Consider the following 16,276-nt stretch of genomic DNA (forward strand, 5'->3'; position numbering starts at 1 on the left):
CATGGCACAAGACAATGAAACCGCGATCCTGGCCGGCGGCTGCTTTTGGGGCGTACAAGACTTGCTGCGTCGTTATCCGGGCGTGATCGCCACGCGCGTGGGCTATAGCGGCGGCGACGTGGCCAACGCCACCTACCGCAACCACGGCACGCACGCGGAAGCGATCGAGATCATCTTCGACCCGAACACCATCAGCTACCGCAAGATACTGGAATTCTTCTTCCAGATCCACGACCCCAGCACGCCGGACCGCCAGGGCAATGACCGGGGCACGAGTTACCGTTCGGCCATCTTTTACACCACCGAAGAGCAAAAACGGGTAGCGGAAGACACCATCCGCGACGTCGACGCTTCCGGCCTGTGGCCCGGCAAGGTGGTGACGGAAGTGGCGCCGGCCGGCCCGTTCTGGGAAGCGGAACCGGAGCACCAGGATTATCTGCAGCGCTTGCCGCATGGCTATACCTGCCACTACATCCGGCCCGACTGGGTCTTGCCGCAGCGCACGCAGTAAGCGAAGAGGAAGAGGGGGGAGCGGGCATGCGTTACTGGCGCGTCGAGCGGCGGCAGGCGGAAGGGCAGCTGGACTTCGGGCGTACCCTGGAGCTGATGGCGGCCATCGGCCATGCCGACGTGAATGCCGTCGCCGGGGCCATCCTGAAAACGGTCAGCACGGTCGCGCCCATTGCCCAGTGCACGATCTTTGCCTATGAATTTGGCAACCGCCCCCGCACTGTCGCCGTGGCCGACCGGCGCGGGGGCCGTTTCCTGCAAGACATTGCCGAGAGTTACGCGCGCCACTACTACGCGCTTGATGGCAACCAGCGCGTGATTGCTGCGGCGCCGGGGCGGAAACTCGATCCCGCCATTGTGCTGCACCAGCAGGCCAGCGACGAGATCGACCATCCGGGCTACCGCGCCACCTGCTATCAAAAACCGAATGTCTCGGACCGTTTATCCCTGCTGGTGCAGCCAGCCGGTGAAATCTGGCTGTCCGTCAATTTCTACCGCGACAGCAGCCAGGGCCAGTTCCAGCCCGGCGAAATCGCTGCCGTCGAAACCTTGTCGCCGCTGCTGGCGTATGCGGCGAAACACCACTACAGCCTGAAGGGCCAGCCCGCGCTGGGCGTCTCGCCCATGATGCTGGCCCGGCTGCGCCAGCATGGCCCGCAATTGAGCAAGCGCGAGCTTGACGTGTTGCGCGGTGTGCTCGAAGGGCTCACGGCTGTGGAAATTGCCGAGAGCATGGGCGTGCAGCCGTCCAGCGTCATCACTTATCAAAAACGCGCCTATAAACGCCTGGGCATTTCCAGCCAGCGTCAATTGTTTGCGCTATGTCTGGGGCCGCCAGCGATATAGATGCTGTGTACAGCATAAAATTTCTGAAATTCAAGGCAATAATGTGAGCATATTGGCACGAAAATAAGGGCTATGCTACTGGCAGAGTGTTGATGCGCCACCGAATAACGGCCATCGGCAAGGCTGATAGCCAGTGCCTGTCGCCGCGCGCGATCTCCACCTTTTCATGGCTCAGGAAGCATTCCCCGAAGGAGTCCATTGTGTCCTCATCTGAACTGAATGCGGTAGAACACGTCTATCTGATCGCCGGCAATCTCGGCCTGCCTGGCGCACCCATCCTGAATCTGGCCCTGTTTTACAATCCCGCTGACGGCAGCGTCAGCGGCGAAGCCCTGATCACGCAATCGATCGCGCCGCCGAATGGCCGCGTGGTGATCCGTCCCGTCAGCGGTCCCGTGCACGGCCTGGGCATCGGCGGCGCCACGCGCGTCTTCAGCCTGAGCGGCGAATACGTGGTGTCCGTGCCGCCACCGGCCATCGGCAGCTACCTGGCCAAGTTCGAAGCGACCTTTGTGACCGACAACAACTGGAGCGGCCACGGCTCCTTCATCTATGGCAACCAGAAGATTGACAACGTGCCCATCAAGAAACGCGGCTAGGCACGCCGGCTAGTTCTTTTGGCCAAAGGCTGTCCCAAAAATGGGGACAGCCTTTGGCGTAGTCGTCTGCATACTGTGTCTCAAGCCGGAGCATCCGGCAACTCTTACCCAATAAAATCAACAAGGGAAGAGTGACACCTTATGGAGACAAGCATGACCATCACCCAGGCGGCTACCCCCGCCATTTCCGCTACTACTGCGCCCGTTCCTGACGCGGCCACCGTCCAACTGGAACAGCAGGTGATGCGCAAGGTGTCGCGCCACCTGCTGGGATTTTTGTTCCTGCTGTTCGTGTTTTCCTTTCTTGATCGCATCAATATCGGCTTCGCCGGCCTGACCATGATGCAAGACCTGGGCCTGTCCGGCACCCAGTTCGGCTTTGCCACCACCCTGTTTTATATCGCCTATATCGCGTGCAGCATTCCCAGCAACATCGTGCTGGCCCGCATCGGCGCGCGTAAATGGATCGGCAGCATGATGATCGCCTGGGGCCTCGCCTCGACGGCGACCCTGTTCGCCAGCGGGCCCGCCAGCCTGTATGCGCTGCGCTTTCTCGTCGGCGTGACGGAGGCGGGCTTCCTGCCCGGCATGCTGCTGTACCTGACCTACTGGTTCCCCAGCGCCTACCGGGCGCGCGCCAATGCCCTGTTCATGATCGCCATGCCCGTCACGGCCGCCATCGGTTCGGCCTTGTCGGGCCTGATCCTGGGCCTCGATGGCCACTGGGGCTTGAAGGGCTGGCAATGGCTGTTCTTGCTCGAAGGCATGCCTTCCGTGCTGCTGGGCCTGGCCGTGTACGGCTACCTGGACGATTCTCCCAACAAGGCGAACTGGCTGGGCAGGCTGGAACAGCAAGTGCTGGCGCGCATGCTGGCGGCCGAGCACAAGCCTGCCGCAGTGCACATCGCGCCACAGCAAAAGATCTCGGTGCTGGCGGAAATGCTGTCTCCTACCGTGCTGAAATTCGGCATCGCCTATTTTTGCCTGGTCAATACCCTGGCCATGGTAGCCGTGTGGACGCCGCTGATCGTGAAAAGTTTTAATAGCAACGCCAGCAACACGCAGATCGGTTTGCTGGCCGCCATCCCGCAAGTATGTACCGTGATCGGCATGATTCTGTGGGGCCGCCGCTCGGACCGCCTGCAGGAGCGCCGCTGGCACATCGTCTGGCCCATGCTGCTGTCGGCCGCCGGCTGGCTCTTCACCGCGTATTCCGGCAATCCCGTGGTGCAGTTGCTGGGCGTGTGCATGGCCTCGACGGGCGCTTACACGGCCATGTCCGTCTTCTGGACGACACCGGACCGTGCGCTGAGCCTGGGCGCGCGCGCCATCGGTATCGCCGTCATCAATGCCACGGGCAATATCGGCTCGGCCCTGAACCCCGTCGTCGTGGGCTGGCTGAAGGATTTGACGCACAGCTTTGCCACCGGCTTGCTGTACGCCAGCGTGCTGCTGGTGGCAGGCGCGGCCATCGTGCTGACCCTGCCCATCGCGCGTGCCGGTAAAACACATTCTTGAAGAGGAACCCATCATGAGCGACACATTTCACCCTTATCCCCATGTGCCGAAGGTGTATCCGCCCGGCAAAGCAGTTGGTACCGGCACGCAGCATGTGCCGGTCCTGATCGTCGGCGGCGGTCCCGTGGGGCTGGTCACGGCCCTGGGCCTGGCGCGCCACGGCGTGCGCTGCGTGCTGATCGAAGCGGACGATGGCGTCTGCACGGGCAGCCGCGCCATCTGCATCTCGCGGCGCAGCCTGGAAATCATAGCCCGTCTGGGCGCGCTTGACGGTTTCCTGGCCAAGGGTTTGCCCTGGGCGGGCGGACGCAGCTTTTACCGCGATGCGGAAGTGCTGCACTTCACGATGCCGCAAGACGCGAACCAGAAGCTGCCGCCCATGGTCAACCTGGCGCAATACCATATCGAGCAATTCCTGCTCGACGCGGCTGAGCGCTTGCCGGAGCTGATCGATATCCGCTGGCAAACGCGGGTCACTGGCGTGGACCAGCGCGCCGACGGCGCCACCGTCACCGTGGCAACGTCCGATGAAACCTACAAAATCGAGACGGACTGGCTGGTGGCGGCCGATGGCGGGCGCAGCGTGGTGCGCGAGGCGTTGGGCCTTAAATTGCAAGGCACCAGCTATGAAGGGCGCTATGTGATCGTCGATATCCACCTGCAGAGCGATCGCCCGACGGAGCGCCTCGCGTATTTCGACCCGCCGTCGAATCCCGGCTCGACCGTGCTGGTGCACAAGCAGCCCGACGATATCTGGCGCATCGACTATCAATTGCGCGACGACGAGGATGCGCAGGCGGCTGTGCTGCTGGAAAGCGTGTCGCCCCGCGTGGACAGCCTGCTGGCCATGATGGGGGAAAAGGCGCCGTGGCATCCCGTGTGGATCACCATCTATAAAGCCAACGCGCTGACCCTGGAGAAATACCGGCATGGCCCCGTGCTGTTCGCGGGCGACGCGGCCCACCTGGTGCCCATCTTCGGCGTGCGCGGAGCGAACTCGGGCATCGACGATGCGGACAATCTGGCCTGGAAGCTCGCGTATGTCGTCAAGGGCCAGGCGCCGCATGCCTTGCTGGACAGCTATTCGGACGAGCGCGTGTACGCTGCCCGTGAAAACCTGCGCCACGGCACGAAAAGCACCGAATTCATGGCGCCGCCCACCTTTGCCTTCGAGCTGATGCGCACGGCCGTGCTGGGCCTGGCGGGCAAGCATGCGCACGTGCGCTCCCTGATCAACCCGCGCCAGACCAGCGCCATCGCCTATGCGCAGTCGCCCCTGAATGCGCCAGAGAGCGCGACGTTTGCCGCCGGCCCGGCGCCGGGTACGGTCTTGCCGGAATGTCCGCTGGCGCTGCCGCACAACGGCGCGCAAAAAGCGGGGTATATTACCGATCTGGTGCAGCGCGCCGACGGCGATTTTACGGGACTGTACTTCAGCGACGATGGTGCCGTGCCCGCGGAACTGCTGGCGCTGGGCGACATGTTACCGTTGACGACGGTGGCGATCGCCCGCAGCGGGGCGCAAGGGTGCGCCTGGGACCACACGGCGCAGGTATTCTCGCTGTTTGATGCGCTGCCAGGCACGTTTTACCTCGTGCGTCCCGATGGCCACGTGCTGGGCCGCTGGCGCGAGGTGCAGGCGGGGCAGGTGGCGGCGGCGCTGGCGGCGGCCGGCATCGCCCAATCAAAGTAACAAGGAGACAATATGACCGATATCGAACTGGACAATCTTTACACCGAGCTGTGCCACACCATGGGCGGCCTGGGCGAACAGCGTTCGCCCCTGTTCCTGGCCCGCTTCGCCTTGCTGGCCATGGGCGCCATCGGCAAGGCTGACGTGGTGCAGGGCTTGCTGCGCGACGCGGCCGACGGTTTGGGGGAGCGCGCATGATAGGCGCCGGCTACCAAAGCGGCTTCGGCAACGAATTTGCCACGGAAGCCGTGCCCGGCGCCTTGCCGCAGGGGCAAAATTCGCCGCAGCAGGCGCCGCTGGGCCTGTACGCGGAACAATTGTCGGGCACGGCCTTTACGGCGCCACGCGCGCAGAACCGGCGTTCATGGCTGTACCGCATCCGTCCCGCCAGCCAGCATCCGCCGTTTACCTTGTTGGCAAACACCCGCATCGTCAGCGATTTCCACGCCATGCCGCCCACGCCGCCGAACCAGCTGCGCTGGGACCCGCTGCCGCTGCCCGACAGCAGTACGCCGGTGGACTTCATCGATGGCTGGCAAACGATGGCCGGCAATGGCAGCGCCGAAGCGATGAGCGGTTGCGCCATCCACGTGTATGCGGCCAACCGCGCCATGCAGCGCTTCTTTTATTCGGCCGATGGCGAATTGCTGGTCGTGCCGCAGGAAGGCCGGCTGGCGATCGCCACGGAGCTGGGCTTGATCGAGCTGGAACCGCAGGAAATCGCCGTCATTCCCCGCGGCGTGCGCTTCCGCGTGACCCTGCCGGACGGCACGGCGCGCGGCTATGTGTGTGAAAACTTCGGCACGGCTTTCCGCCTGCCCGACATGGGCCCCATCGGCTCGAACGGCCTGGCCAATAGCCGCGACTTCCTCACGCCGCATGCGGCGTATGAAGACATCGATGGCGAGTGCGAACTGGTGGCCAAGTTCGGTGGCCATCTGTGGCGCACGACCCTCGACCATTCGCCGCTGGACGTGGTGGCCTGGCATGGCAATTACGCGCCCTACAAATACGATTTGCGCCGCTTTAACACCATCGGCTCGATCAGCTACGATCATCCTGACCCGTCGATCTTCCTCGTGCTGCAGGCGCCCAGCGAAAATCCTTTATTCGGCGCCATCGACTTCGCCATCTTCCCGCCGCGCTGGCTGGCCGCCGAACATACCTTCCGCCCACCCTGGTTTCACCGCAACGTGGCCAGCGAATTCATGGGCCTGATCCACGGCGTGTACGACGCCAAGGCGGCCGGTTTCGTGCCGGGCGGGGCCAGCCTGCACAACTGCATGTCCGGCCATGGTCCCGATGCGCAGACGTTCGAAAAAGCCTCGCGCAGCGACACGTCCGCGCCCGTCAAGGTGGGCGACACCATGGCCTTCATGTTCGAGACGCGCACCATCCTCAAGCCGACGCCGTTCGCCTTGAATGGAGGCCTGCTGCAAAACGATTACTTCGCATGCTGGCAAGGCTTGCGCAAGCATTTTGATCCGGATCCGCTGTGACCCCTTGGCTGCCTGGCAATAATCGTACGGCCCATATTGCCAGGCGTGCTCTACAATTACGGAATAAGAAACTGTCGGCGCACGTGCGCCGCCTTACTCCGTAGTTGAAGGGAAAAATAAGTCTGTGACTTCCAAGCCGATCAAGATCGCCGCCACCGTCGTCGTGGCTCTCGCCGCTGGGGCCGGCATTTATACCTACACCCGTCCCGCCGCCACCGCCACGCCGGGTGCTCCCGCTTCGGGCAGCCCGGCCGCCGCACCGCAGTCCACCGTTGATACGGCCGCCGTGGCCGCCCAGTTCCGCGACTTGCTGGGCAATTTCCGCAAGATTATCGTGCTGCTGGCCGACGAGCAAAGTCTGCCGGAAGGCGCGCGCGATGAAGCGCGTAAAGTGGGGCAGGCGCTGTTCCATGAAAACCAGGAACGCATCGCCAAGCTCGATCTTGCGCTGGATCAATTGACTGCGCCCACCAATCCGGGCCGCTTCGAGGCGCTCGACAGTTTATTGACGTATGTCGAATCCGACCCCGGTCTGTATGACGCGGACCGCCTGGCTTTCCGCGAGCTGCTGCAAAGCATGCTGGCCGACGTGGCCAAGGATACCTCCTTGCCGGCCATCAAGCTGCACAAGCGCATTTCCGAAGATATCGACGCGCTGGGCGAGATCGAGCGCAATTACGAGAAGGAAATCCGGCAAATCTTCGGCAACCTGGGCCAGCGTGCCATCGAACTCAAGCGCGAACGCTGGGACGATTACGTGGCGCAGCTGAAAAAGCTCTACAGCCGCGAACAGATTTTGAAGGAAAACGGCATCGTTGTACCGTATGCCGTGCCACCGGCCGCGCCGTCAGCTGGCACGATACCCGAAGCCAAGCCGGCGCCAAAAAAAGATGAGGCGGAAATCTTCGGCCTGGGCTTGCCGAAGAAAACCATCGTGCTGACCTTCGACGACGGCCCACACCGCCGCTACACGGAAGAAATCAGCGCCATTTTGAAACAATATGGCGTGCCGGCCGTGTTCTTCAACGTGGGCCGCAACCTGGGTTCGCTCGACGCGGAAGGCCACGCCAAGCTGAACGCGGGCGCGGAAGTGAGCCGCAAGCTGATGAAAGAGGGCTATGCCGTGGGCAACCACAGTTTCAGCCATGCACAGTTATCCAAGCAGACGGGCGACAAGCTGAAAGGCGAAATTCTCGGCACGGACACCCTGTTGAAAGCCATCAGCCCCGAGCGGGCTGCGCTGTTCCGCTTTCCGTATGGCGCGCGCAATAGCGAAGGCATGGCCGCGCTGGCCGATGCGCAGTTGAAATCCGTGATGTGGAATATCGATTCGCTGGACTGGGCCGACCCCGTGCCCAGCTCCATCACGAATCGCGTGCTGGCGTCCGTCGACAAGGCGGGACGCGGCATCATCTTGTTCCACGACATCCACGAACGCACGGTGAAAGCCTTGCCGGCCGTACTCGACAAGCTGATCGCGGAAGGCTACCAATTCGCGGGCTGGGATGGCACGAGCTTCCAGGTGGCAAAAAGCACGGCGCCCGCGCCGGAAAAAGTGCCTGTGACCACCGGTTATGCCAATTCCTGGGCCGTGGTGATCGGCATCGACGATTATGCAAAGTGGCCTAAATTGCAATATGCCGTGCGCGATGCGCAAGGCATCCGCGAAACCCTGATCGAAAAATTCGCATTCGCGCCCGAGCGTGTCGTGACCCTCAAAAATGGCGAAGCGACGCGCAACAATATCCTGGCCGCCTTCCACGACAAGCTGGCGCATGGCGGCGTGCAAAAGAATGACCGCATCTTCGTCTTCTTTGCCGGCCACGGCGCCACGCGCAAGCTCAGCTCCGGGCGCGACCTGGGCTACATCGTGCCCGTCGATTCCGATCCGGCGCAGTTCGCCACGGATGCGATCCCGATGACGGAAATCCAGAATATCGCCGAGTCCCTGACAGCCAAGCATGCGTTCTTTGTCATGGACGCCTGCTACAGCGGCCTGGGCCTGACGCGGGGCGCCGGTTCCAGCTCCTTCCTGCGTGACAACGCCAAGCGCATCGGCCGGCAAATGCTGACGGCTGGCGGCGGCGACCAATTGGTGGCCGATGGCGGGCCGAACGGCCACTCCGTATTTACCTGGACCCTGCTGCAGGGTCTGGCGGGCAAGGGTGACCTGAACGGTGATGGCCTGATCACGGCCACGGAACTGGCGGCTTACGTGGCGCCGGCCGTGTCCAGCGTCTCGAACCAGACGCCCGCGTTTGGCAGCCTGCCGGGATCGGAAGGGGGCGATTTCGTCTTTGAATTGCCGGGCGAGACGGAATTCCTCAGCCCGAACACGGCGCAGCTGTCGACGGAAGCCATCGCCCTGAACAGCAAACTGGACGCCAAGCCGCAAGCGGCCAGCGTGACGGTAAAGGACTTGCAGGGCGGCGAACAGAAGATAGTCACGCCGGGCGCCGTGCCGACGTCCACGCGCCAGCTGGCGCAGCGGGCCAACGACCGTGGCTTGCAGCTGTACAAGGAGAAACAATATGCGGCGGCGGAAGCGCAATTTACGGAAGCGCTGAAATTGCGCCCCGACTTCGCGCTGGCGGCCAACAACCTGGGCTTTGTCTTTTACAAGCAGGAAAAATACCGCGAAGCGGCCCGCTGGTTTGAAAACACCGTCAAGATGGACCCGTCGCGCGCCATTGCTTACCTAAACCTGGGCGACGCGTATGCCAGGGCTGGCGATGCCGCCAAGGCCAAGGCCGCGTACAAAACCTACCTGGAACTGGCGCCGACGGCCTCGACGGCCCCAGCCGTGCGGCAAAAGATGGAGAAGCTGTAGGCTTGTCTCGCACCGTGACCACCGTCCACGTGTTTGCCTGCAACGGCCACTTTGCCGGCTGGGAAGCGCTGCAGGCATATTTGGCGCCCACGTACACGGAGGATGGCGATGCCGTGCCATCGCCATTCTTCCTGGAAACGGGCCTCACCTGCTACGAGCCGGCCTGTGTTGAAAGCGCGATGCTGGCGTCGGCCGCGCCGCTGGCGCAATTGCTCGATGGCGTGTCGTATGGCGACAGCTGGCTGGCACAGGCGTGCGCGGATGCCGAGGTTCAGGGTGTGCTTGCCGACACGAGCGTGTGCGTGTTTGCGCCGAATCAGCTGGCGCACCCGCAGCGCAGTTCGCTCCATTACGTGGGCAGCTACCGTTACCGGCTGGATTGATCGGCGTCCCGGCGTTCTTCATGTAATAGCTTGTTGACGGCCGCCAGCAGGCTGGTGCCTGAGGTGGTGATGAAACGTGCGCCAGCCGCTTCCGCTTGCGTGCCGTAACTGGCGAGCGTATCCTTGCTGCAATACACGATGATGGGCAACGCGGGCTGGGCCTGCCGCACGTCGCGCACCGTGCGCACGCCCGCATCCTTGATGCGCCGGCGGTTCTCCACCCGTGCCATGTCCGTGATCAGCAGCGCATAGTGCTTCTGTTGCAACATGTCGAGTGCCTGGCGCGTCGACACTGCCTGGTCTACCTTGATGTTTTCCCGTTCCAGCTGTTCCACCAGCAAGGTATTGTTGCGCGGATGGTCGTCCAGCCACAGCACCAGGCTGGCGGGCTTTTTCTCTGCCGGCATGCCGGCCAGGGCCGTGGCTGCGGCGCCCCCGTCCGGGGGATGGGCCAGCAGCAGCTGCGTCACGGCTTCTTGCATGTCCTCGAGCGATTTTTGCTGTAAGCGGCTCAGTTCCGTCACTTCGATTTCCTTGCCGCTTTCGAGGCGCACGGATTCGTTCTTGACGAGGCTGTCGGCGCGCTTGATCATGATGGACAGATAAATGCGCGTGAGCAGGTAGCCGATCAAAAAACCATGCACGGAGAAGAACAGCATGATGCCGCCCACGACGGCCATGGCCGTACCCATAGCGGTGTCCAGGCTGGGTGCGATGAAGGCGGCCATGCTGCGCGCGCTGCCGGGCAGGCTTTTGAGCTCGATCAAGCCCACGCCGACGATGATTTTCGTCAGCCAGTCCGACACTTCCACCAGATTTGAATTGATTTCCATGGGCGTGGGCGTGCCCAGGAACAGGGTATTGCTGGCGTTGCCCGGCGCGGTATCAGCCCCGGCGGCGGGTGGCTCGTCCGTGGGCCGGCTCTTGCCATTGGTGCGCTCGTCGGGCGGCGCCAGGTTGACGGTGCCCGATGGCAGGGAGCGCGGTATGCCGAAAAGAAATCCCAGCAGCATGCCGCTGACGCAAAAGCCCAGGCTCCACAGCAGCGCCGGCACGGCGTGGTAGTAGGGTGGCAGCAGGGCGCCGGCCAGCACGGCCAGCAAGCCCGCCAGCAGGATGAGCAGCAGGATATACGGCAGCACATCGCGCTTGCGCACGGCGGCGTCAGTGCTGGTTGCCTTGCCGGCGCTGTCATTCAAGTCCACGGTCGCTCCTTGAAAAAAGCTGAATCCAGGCAGCCAGCCTGCCGCGTATATAGTCCTTGGGAGCCTGTACTGACATCATAAAAAGGGAAGACGCGATGCGATTGATAAAACGCAAACAAACGGCAGCTTGTGCGCTGATCATGTTGAGCACGGGTTGCCTGGCAGCACCGGTCGACGCAACTAGCGTCGCCGACGAGGCCCGTACCGTGCGGGTGACGGGCCACTATGACAACGCCGTCGGCACGTCGGACGCGGCCAGCCAGGGTGTCATCACCAGCGAATTGATCGTCAACCGGCCCGCCTTGCGCACGGGGGAGTTGCTGGAATTCGTGCCGGGCCTGATCGTCACCCAGCACAGCGGCGACGGCAAGGCCAATCAGTATTTTCTGCGCGGTTTCAATCTGGATCACGGCACGGATTTCGCCACCCACGTCGACGGCATGCCCGTCAACATGCGCACGCATGCCCATGGCCAGGGCTATTCCGACCTCAATTTCCTCATCCCCGAGCTGGTGCAGCGCATCGATTACAAGAAGGGGCCGTACTTCGCCGGCGAAGGCGATTTTTCCTCGGCAGGGAGCGCCCGCATCCGTCTGGCCGACAAATTGCCACAAGGCCAGGCCAGCATGTCCATCGGCCAGCACGGCTATGTGCGCGGCGTAGCAGCCGATTCCTTTGATGCAGGACAAGGTACCTTGCTGTACGGCCTGGAATTACAGCGCAACAATGGCCCCTGGGACGTGCCGGAAAAGGTGCGTAAATATAGCGGCATGCTGCGCTACAGCCAGGGCACGCAAGACGACGGCTTCAGCGTGACGGGCATGGCCTATAAAAATAGCTGGAACGCCACCGACCAGGTGCCGCTGCGTGCCGTGGAGTCTGGCCAGATCGGCCGTTTCGGCTCGCTGGCGCCCAGCGACGGCGGCGATACGTCGCGCTACAGCCTGTCATACGCCATGCGCAAGCGCACGGAGAACCGGCTGTTCGAGCTCGATGCTTACCTGATCCGCTCGCAGCTTGAGCTCAACAGCGATTTCACTTATTTCCTGGCCAACCCGGCAGCGGGCGACCAGTTCCAGCAAAGCGAGCGGCGCACGGTGGCGGGCGTGAATGCCAGCGAAAGCTGGACCACGCAACTGTTCGGTCTTCCCCTGCGCAACAAGCTTGGCGTGCAGGCGCGTGTCGACCGGTTGTCGCCCGTGGGCCTGTACAACACGCTGGAGCGGGTGCGGCAAGGTACGGTGCGCGAAGACCGGGTGCGCGAGGCCAGCGTTGGCCTGTATGGTGAAAACACGGTGCAATGGCTGCCCTGGCTGCGTTCCGTGGCGGGCCTGCGCTACGATGCCTACCGTTTCAAAGTTGACAGCAGCGTGGAGGGCAACAGCGGCACGGCGAACGACCACGTGGTGTCGCCCAAGCTGTCATTGATTCTTGGGCCATGGAGCAAGACGGAATTCTTCGTGAACTACGGTAAAGGATTCCACAGCAACGATGCGCGCGGCACGACGCAGACGCGCTTGGCTGATGGTACGCCGTCCGCGCCCGTGACGCCCCTGGTGCCGACCAAGGGTATGGAGCTGGGGGCGCGCACGGAATGGCTGCCGGGCCTGCAAAGCTCGCTGGCCCTGTGGCGCCTCGACATCGCGTCGGAGCTGCTGTTTGTCGGTGACGCAGGCGAAACGGAAGCGAGCCGCGCCAGCCGCCGCCACGGCATCGAGTGGAACAACCATTACATCGCCGCGCCCTGGCTGCTGTTCGACCTGGACCTGGCCGTCTCGCGCTCGCGCTACACGCAAAATGATCCGGCCGGCAATTTCATCCCCGGCTCGATTGACAAGGTAGCCTCGTTTGGCGTGACGGTGACGGACCAGGGCCCCTGGTCGGGCGCCTTCCAGCTGCGCCATTTCGGCCCCCGTCCCTTGATCGAGGACAATAGCGTGCGCTCCGCCGCGACCACCCTGGCGTATGCGCGCCTGGCGTATCAGCTTAACCGCAAAACGCGGCTGTCGCTCGACGTGTTCAACCTGTTCAACAAGCGCGCCAGCGACATCGACTATTACTATGCCTCGCGCCTGCCCGGCGAGGGGGCGGACGGGGTGGACGACCGGCATTTTCATCCGGTCGAACCCCGTTCCGCGCGCCTGAGCTTGTCATATTCGTTCTGATAACGGTAAACTGGGACATGACAGATAATTTAGTACATACCAGTAAATTTCTTTCCCTCATACTGCGCCACGCCCCCGAGAAAATCGGCCTCGCGCTCGATACAAACGGCTGGGCCGACATCGCCCAGCTGCTGGCGCTGGCGGCCCAGCATGGCCGCCGTCTTTCCCGTGAACAATTGGATGACGTGGTGGCGCGCGACAGCAAGACGCGCTACGCCATCAGCGACGACGGCTTGCGCATCCGCGCCAACCAGGGCCACTCGCTGGCTGCCGTCGATATCGCTCTCCCGCCCGCAATACCGCCCGCCGTGCTGTACCACGGCACGGCCAGCCGCTTTGTCGAAGCGATCCGCGCTGCCGGCCTGCTGCCCGGATCGCGCAACCACGTGCACCTGTCCAGCAAGCACGAAACGGCCGTGGCCGTCGGCGCGCGCCATGGCAAGCCCGTCGTGCTGACGGTGGCGGCAGCCGCCATGCAGGCGCAGGGCCACGTGTTTTACGTGTCGGATAATGGCGTGTGGCTGGCGGACGCCGTGCCACAGGCGTTTATCGGCTTTCCTTGAATCGGCATGCACTGATGCGCTGGACCAATGCATGGCCAGCTCATGCCCTCATGCACTGATCAGCTTGATATCGGCTAGCCGCTCGACGAGCCATACGGCAGCCACCAGGGCGATCGCCAGCGAACCGACGGTCAGTACTTGCCGGTAGAACCAGGTCTTGCGCAGCAGCCAGGCGACGGGAAGGAAGGCGGCGACGATGGCCAGTTGTCCGATTTCAACACCCACGTTGAAGCCCAGCAGGCTGGCCAGTAGCGAGCCCTGCGGCAAGCCCAGGTCGCGCAGCACGCTGGCAAAGCCGAAACCGTGGATCAGGCCAAATACGAAGGCGGCCACGGGGCGCTTGCCCCGGAACAGCGGCAGCAGGTTGTTCAGCGCGGCCAGGATCACGGAAGCGGCAATCGCCGACTCCACCCAGCGCGACGGCAGGGAGACGAGTGACAGGCTGGCCAGGGTCAATGTGATGGAGTGGGCGAGGGTAAAGGCGGTGACGACTTTAAAAACGTCAATAAACGCTGCGTTCAAACCCGGATGCAAAGTCTGGGGTCGGACCCTCAGGGTCCGACCCCGGCTCTCCGCCGTTGGGTTTAAACGGTCCGTGTCATTTGGACTTTTTAGCAGCACGGCCGGCAGCAGCAAAGACAGCAAAAACAAAATATGGTCGTAGCCGATCCAGATATGCCAGATGCCGTGTTTGACATAGGCGCCGAACTGCGCCAGGCGGTCGGGCGCGGCAAGTGAAATCGTCTGGCGCGGGCTGTCCGGATCGAAGATGGCCGTTTGCGTGGCGCCGCCGCTATTGATCTTGAATAAGCCCTTGTGCTGCGGATCGAGGTCGGCGAACAGGGTGTAGCCGATGGTGAGACTGGCCGGGGCAGCGCCGGGGCAGCTGGCCTGGAAGCGCAGCACGCTGTAGGCGCCGTCCGTGTGATGGTCGATCAGTTGTTCGGCGACTGTCAAGGGGCACACGCCCTGGTCGCTGGCCACCTGCAGACGCTGCAGCGCGTAGGCGGCAATCGCGGCGTGGCGCGCGCGGATTTCATCCCACGTCAGGGCGCCGTCACCATTGCCATCGAGGCCGATGGCGAAATCGAGGTCGCGCAGGGCGATATCCCATTGCCCTTCGATCTGCTGGCCGTGGACGGCCAGGCTCACATAGCTGTCGCTGGGCTTGTGCGCCTGCGCAGGAGCGAGCCAGGCGCACAGCAGGAACAGGCACAGGGCGAGTCGGGCGTTCACAGTGGCCCCGCTTTCTTGATAAAACTGATCTTCTGCGCATCCTGCTGGCCCAGTTGCCTGATGAGGCGTTGCAGGGCCACGTCTTCCACGCCATTGGCCGCGATCCAGGCCAGCACAGGCTGTGCCGCCGCATAGTTGCGCGCGGCCAGCGATGCTTCCAGCAGGATGCGCATGTCGGGAACTTCCTTCTGGATGGCCCAGTTTTGCTGCGCCAGTTGCAGGGCGGCGGGAATATCTTGCTGCAGGAACAAGGCAAAGCGCGCCTGTTCGCGCTGGTGCACGGTATCGCCACGCTGCATGGCCGCGTTGAAGCGGGCCGCCAGTTCCGCTTTTGCCGCCAGGAATGCCGTTTTCTGGTCGGGCAGAGATTGCAGCGCCAGCGCGTAACGCAGCAGCAGGGCGTCGATGCGCTGCTGGTCTTTCAGCAATTTGACGACTTCCTGCGGACGCTGCTGGTCGAGCAGGAAATCCGCGTAGGCGCCCAGCAGATAGCTGTCGCGCGGCTGCCGCGCCAACGCCTGTTTATAGCGCGCCTCGGCGATGGCGTTCTCGCCGCGCCTTGTGGCCATTTCCGCCAGCAGGGTTGCGGCCCAGCTATCGAGCTCGGGCGCCGCGCCGGCGCTCCTCTGCAAGGTCAGGTCCAGCAAACGCTCGCTGCTGGCGGCACGGCCCGTGACGCTGGTCACGTTGGCAAGGCAGGTGACGGTGACCAGCTGTGTTGTCAGGGCTGACAGGCGCGCGCAGCTGGCCGTCGCTTGCGCGTAGTCGCCCTGCACGGTGAGCACGCTGGCGCGCGTCAGCCAGGCCTGGGCATTTTGCGGCTGCTGCGCGATGACGGCGTCGAGGTCTTGCAGGGCGGCGCTGAAATGGTGGGTGCTTTGCAATATGGTGGCGCGCAGCACGCGCACGGGCAGCGGTGGCGCCGCTTGCCGCCACCAGGGCGCCAGCGCCGCTTGCGCATAGCCGAGGTAGCGCGGATCCGTTTCGCTGCGTGCCAAGGAAATATAGCGCTGCGCCAGGCTGGTGGCCAGGGCCATGTCTTGTGGCGTCGCATCGAGTTGCTGGCGCAGGCCGCGCAGGGCGAGCTGCGTGGCGTCGGCGCGGCGCGGCAACTGTTCGATGATGGCGTTGCCATCTTTCGGCGTGTAGGGCGCGGCCAGTGCGAATAAAGGCAGGCAGGCGCACAGCAGGGAAATCGGTGTTTTCATGGTGGACGCCATCGACAGGAA

General features: G+C 63.4%; 14 protein-coding genes. 11 read left to right on the forward strand and 3 right to left on the reverse strand.

Features of this window, described 5'->3' with window-relative positions:
* The first annotated feature begins 1 nt into the window (after position 1).
* The 9 genes from msrA (at position 2) to ACQ4WS_RS05140 (ending at position 9,878) form a co-directional block, all read left to right on the forward strand.
* The gene (msrA, locus tag ACQ4WS_RS05100) at positions 2–511 is read left to right on the forward strand and encodes a peptide-methionine (S)-S-oxide reductase MsrA (protein ID WP_436474243.1); all 510 of its coding nucleotides are present in this window, start codon (positions 2–4) and stop codon (positions 509–511) included.
* Between the two features lie 26 nt (positions 512–537).
* Positions 538–1,356 (forward strand): helix-turn-helix domain-containing protein, encoded by an 819-nt coding sequence (locus ACQ4WS_RS05105; protein ID WP_436474245.1) that lies wholly within the window; start codon positions 538–540, stop codon positions 1,354–1,356.
* Positions 1,357–1,556: 200 nt separating this feature from the next.
* Complete coding sequence (locus ACQ4WS_RS05110) at positions 1,557–1,955, forward strand: DUF1842 domain-containing protein (RefSeq protein ID WP_436474247.1); 399 nt, start codon at positions 1,557–1,559, stop codon at positions 1,953–1,955.
* A 153-nt stretch (positions 1,956–2,108) separates the two neighbouring features.
* A complete protein-coding gene (locus tag ACQ4WS_RS05115) occupies positions 2,109–3,473 on the forward strand; it encodes an MFS transporter (RefSeq protein WP_436474249.1) in 1,365 nt (454 codons plus the stop codon).
* A 13-nt stretch (positions 3,474–3,486) separates the two neighbouring features.
* Complete coding sequence (locus ACQ4WS_RS05120) at positions 3,487–5,166, forward strand: FAD-dependent oxidoreductase (protein ID WP_436474250.1); 1,680 nt, start codon at positions 3,487–3,489, stop codon at positions 5,164–5,166.
* A 12-nt stretch (positions 5,167–5,178) separates the two neighbouring features.
* Entirely contained in the window at positions 5,179–5,364 is a 186-nt protein-coding gene (locus tag ACQ4WS_RS05125; protein WP_034785812.1) for a DUF2783 domain-containing protein, read from the forward strand.
* Entirely contained in the window at positions 5,361–6,665 is a 1,305-nt protein-coding gene (gene hmgA, locus ACQ4WS_RS05130; protein WP_436474252.1) for a homogentisate 1,2-dioxygenase, read from the forward strand. Before ACQ4WS_RS05125 ends, hmgA begins: the two co-directional genes overlap by 4 nt.
* Before the next feature lie 124 nt (positions 6,666–6,789).
* Positions 6,790–9,495: a polysaccharide deacetylase family protein gene (locus tag ACQ4WS_RS05135; RefSeq protein ID WP_436474254.1), complete on the forward strand. Its 2,706-nt coding sequence runs from the start codon at positions 6,790–6,792 to the stop codon at positions 9,493–9,495.
* 2 nt (positions 9,496–9,497) lie between these two features.
* Entirely contained in the window at positions 9,498–9,878 is a 381-nt protein-coding gene (locus ACQ4WS_RS05140) for an immunity 22 family protein (protein ID WP_436474256.1), read from the forward strand.
* On the opposite strand, the gene ACQ4WS_RS05145 is transcribed toward ACQ4WS_RS05140, so the two are convergent.
* Entirely contained in the window at positions 9,863–11,083 is a 1,221-nt protein-coding gene (locus ACQ4WS_RS05145; RefSeq protein WP_436474258.1) for a response regulator, read from the reverse strand. The genes ACQ4WS_RS05140 and ACQ4WS_RS05145 overlap by 16 nt on opposite strands.
* 140 nt (positions 11,084–11,223) lie before the next feature.
* On the opposite strand from ACQ4WS_RS05145, the gene ACQ4WS_RS05150 reads away from it, so the two are divergent.
* Together ACQ4WS_RS05150 and ACQ4WS_RS05155 are read left to right on the forward strand one after the other, a co-directional pair.
* Entirely contained in the window at positions 11,224–13,248 is a 2,025-nt protein-coding gene (locus ACQ4WS_RS05150; protein ID WP_436474260.1) for a TonB-dependent receptor, read from the forward strand.
* A gap of 17 nt (positions 13,249–13,265) precedes the next feature.
* The gene (locus tag ACQ4WS_RS05155; RefSeq protein WP_436474262.1) at positions 13,266–13,811 is read left to right on the forward strand and encodes an RNA 2'-phosphotransferase; all 546 of its coding nucleotides are present in this window, start codon (positions 13,266–13,268) and stop codon (positions 13,809–13,811) included.
* A gap of 48 nt (positions 13,812–13,859) precedes the next feature.
* Here the strand turns inward: ACQ4WS_RS05155 and ACQ4WS_RS05160 are convergent, their stop codons facing one another.
* Both ACQ4WS_RS05160 and ACQ4WS_RS05165 read right to left on the reverse strand, forming a co-directional pair.
* The gene (locus ACQ4WS_RS05160) at positions 13,860–15,047 is read right to left on the reverse strand and encodes a HupE/UreJ family protein (protein WP_436474264.1); all 1,188 of its coding nucleotides are present in this window, start codon (positions 15,045–15,047) and stop codon (positions 13,860–13,862) included.
* Positions 15,044–16,255: a tetratricopeptide repeat protein gene (locus tag ACQ4WS_RS05165; RefSeq protein ID WP_436474266.1), complete on the reverse strand. Its 1,212-nt coding sequence runs from the start codon at positions 16,253–16,255 to the stop codon at positions 15,044–15,046. Before ACQ4WS_RS05165 ends, ACQ4WS_RS05160 begins: the two co-directional genes overlap by 4 nt.
* Positions 16,256–16,276: the final 21 nt, after the last annotated feature.

The sequence above is a fragment of the Janthinobacterium leeuwenhoeki genome, assembly GCF_051380795.1.
Lineage (GTDB): Bacteria > Pseudomonadota > Gammaproteobacteria > Burkholderiales > Burkholderiaceae_D > Janthinobacterium.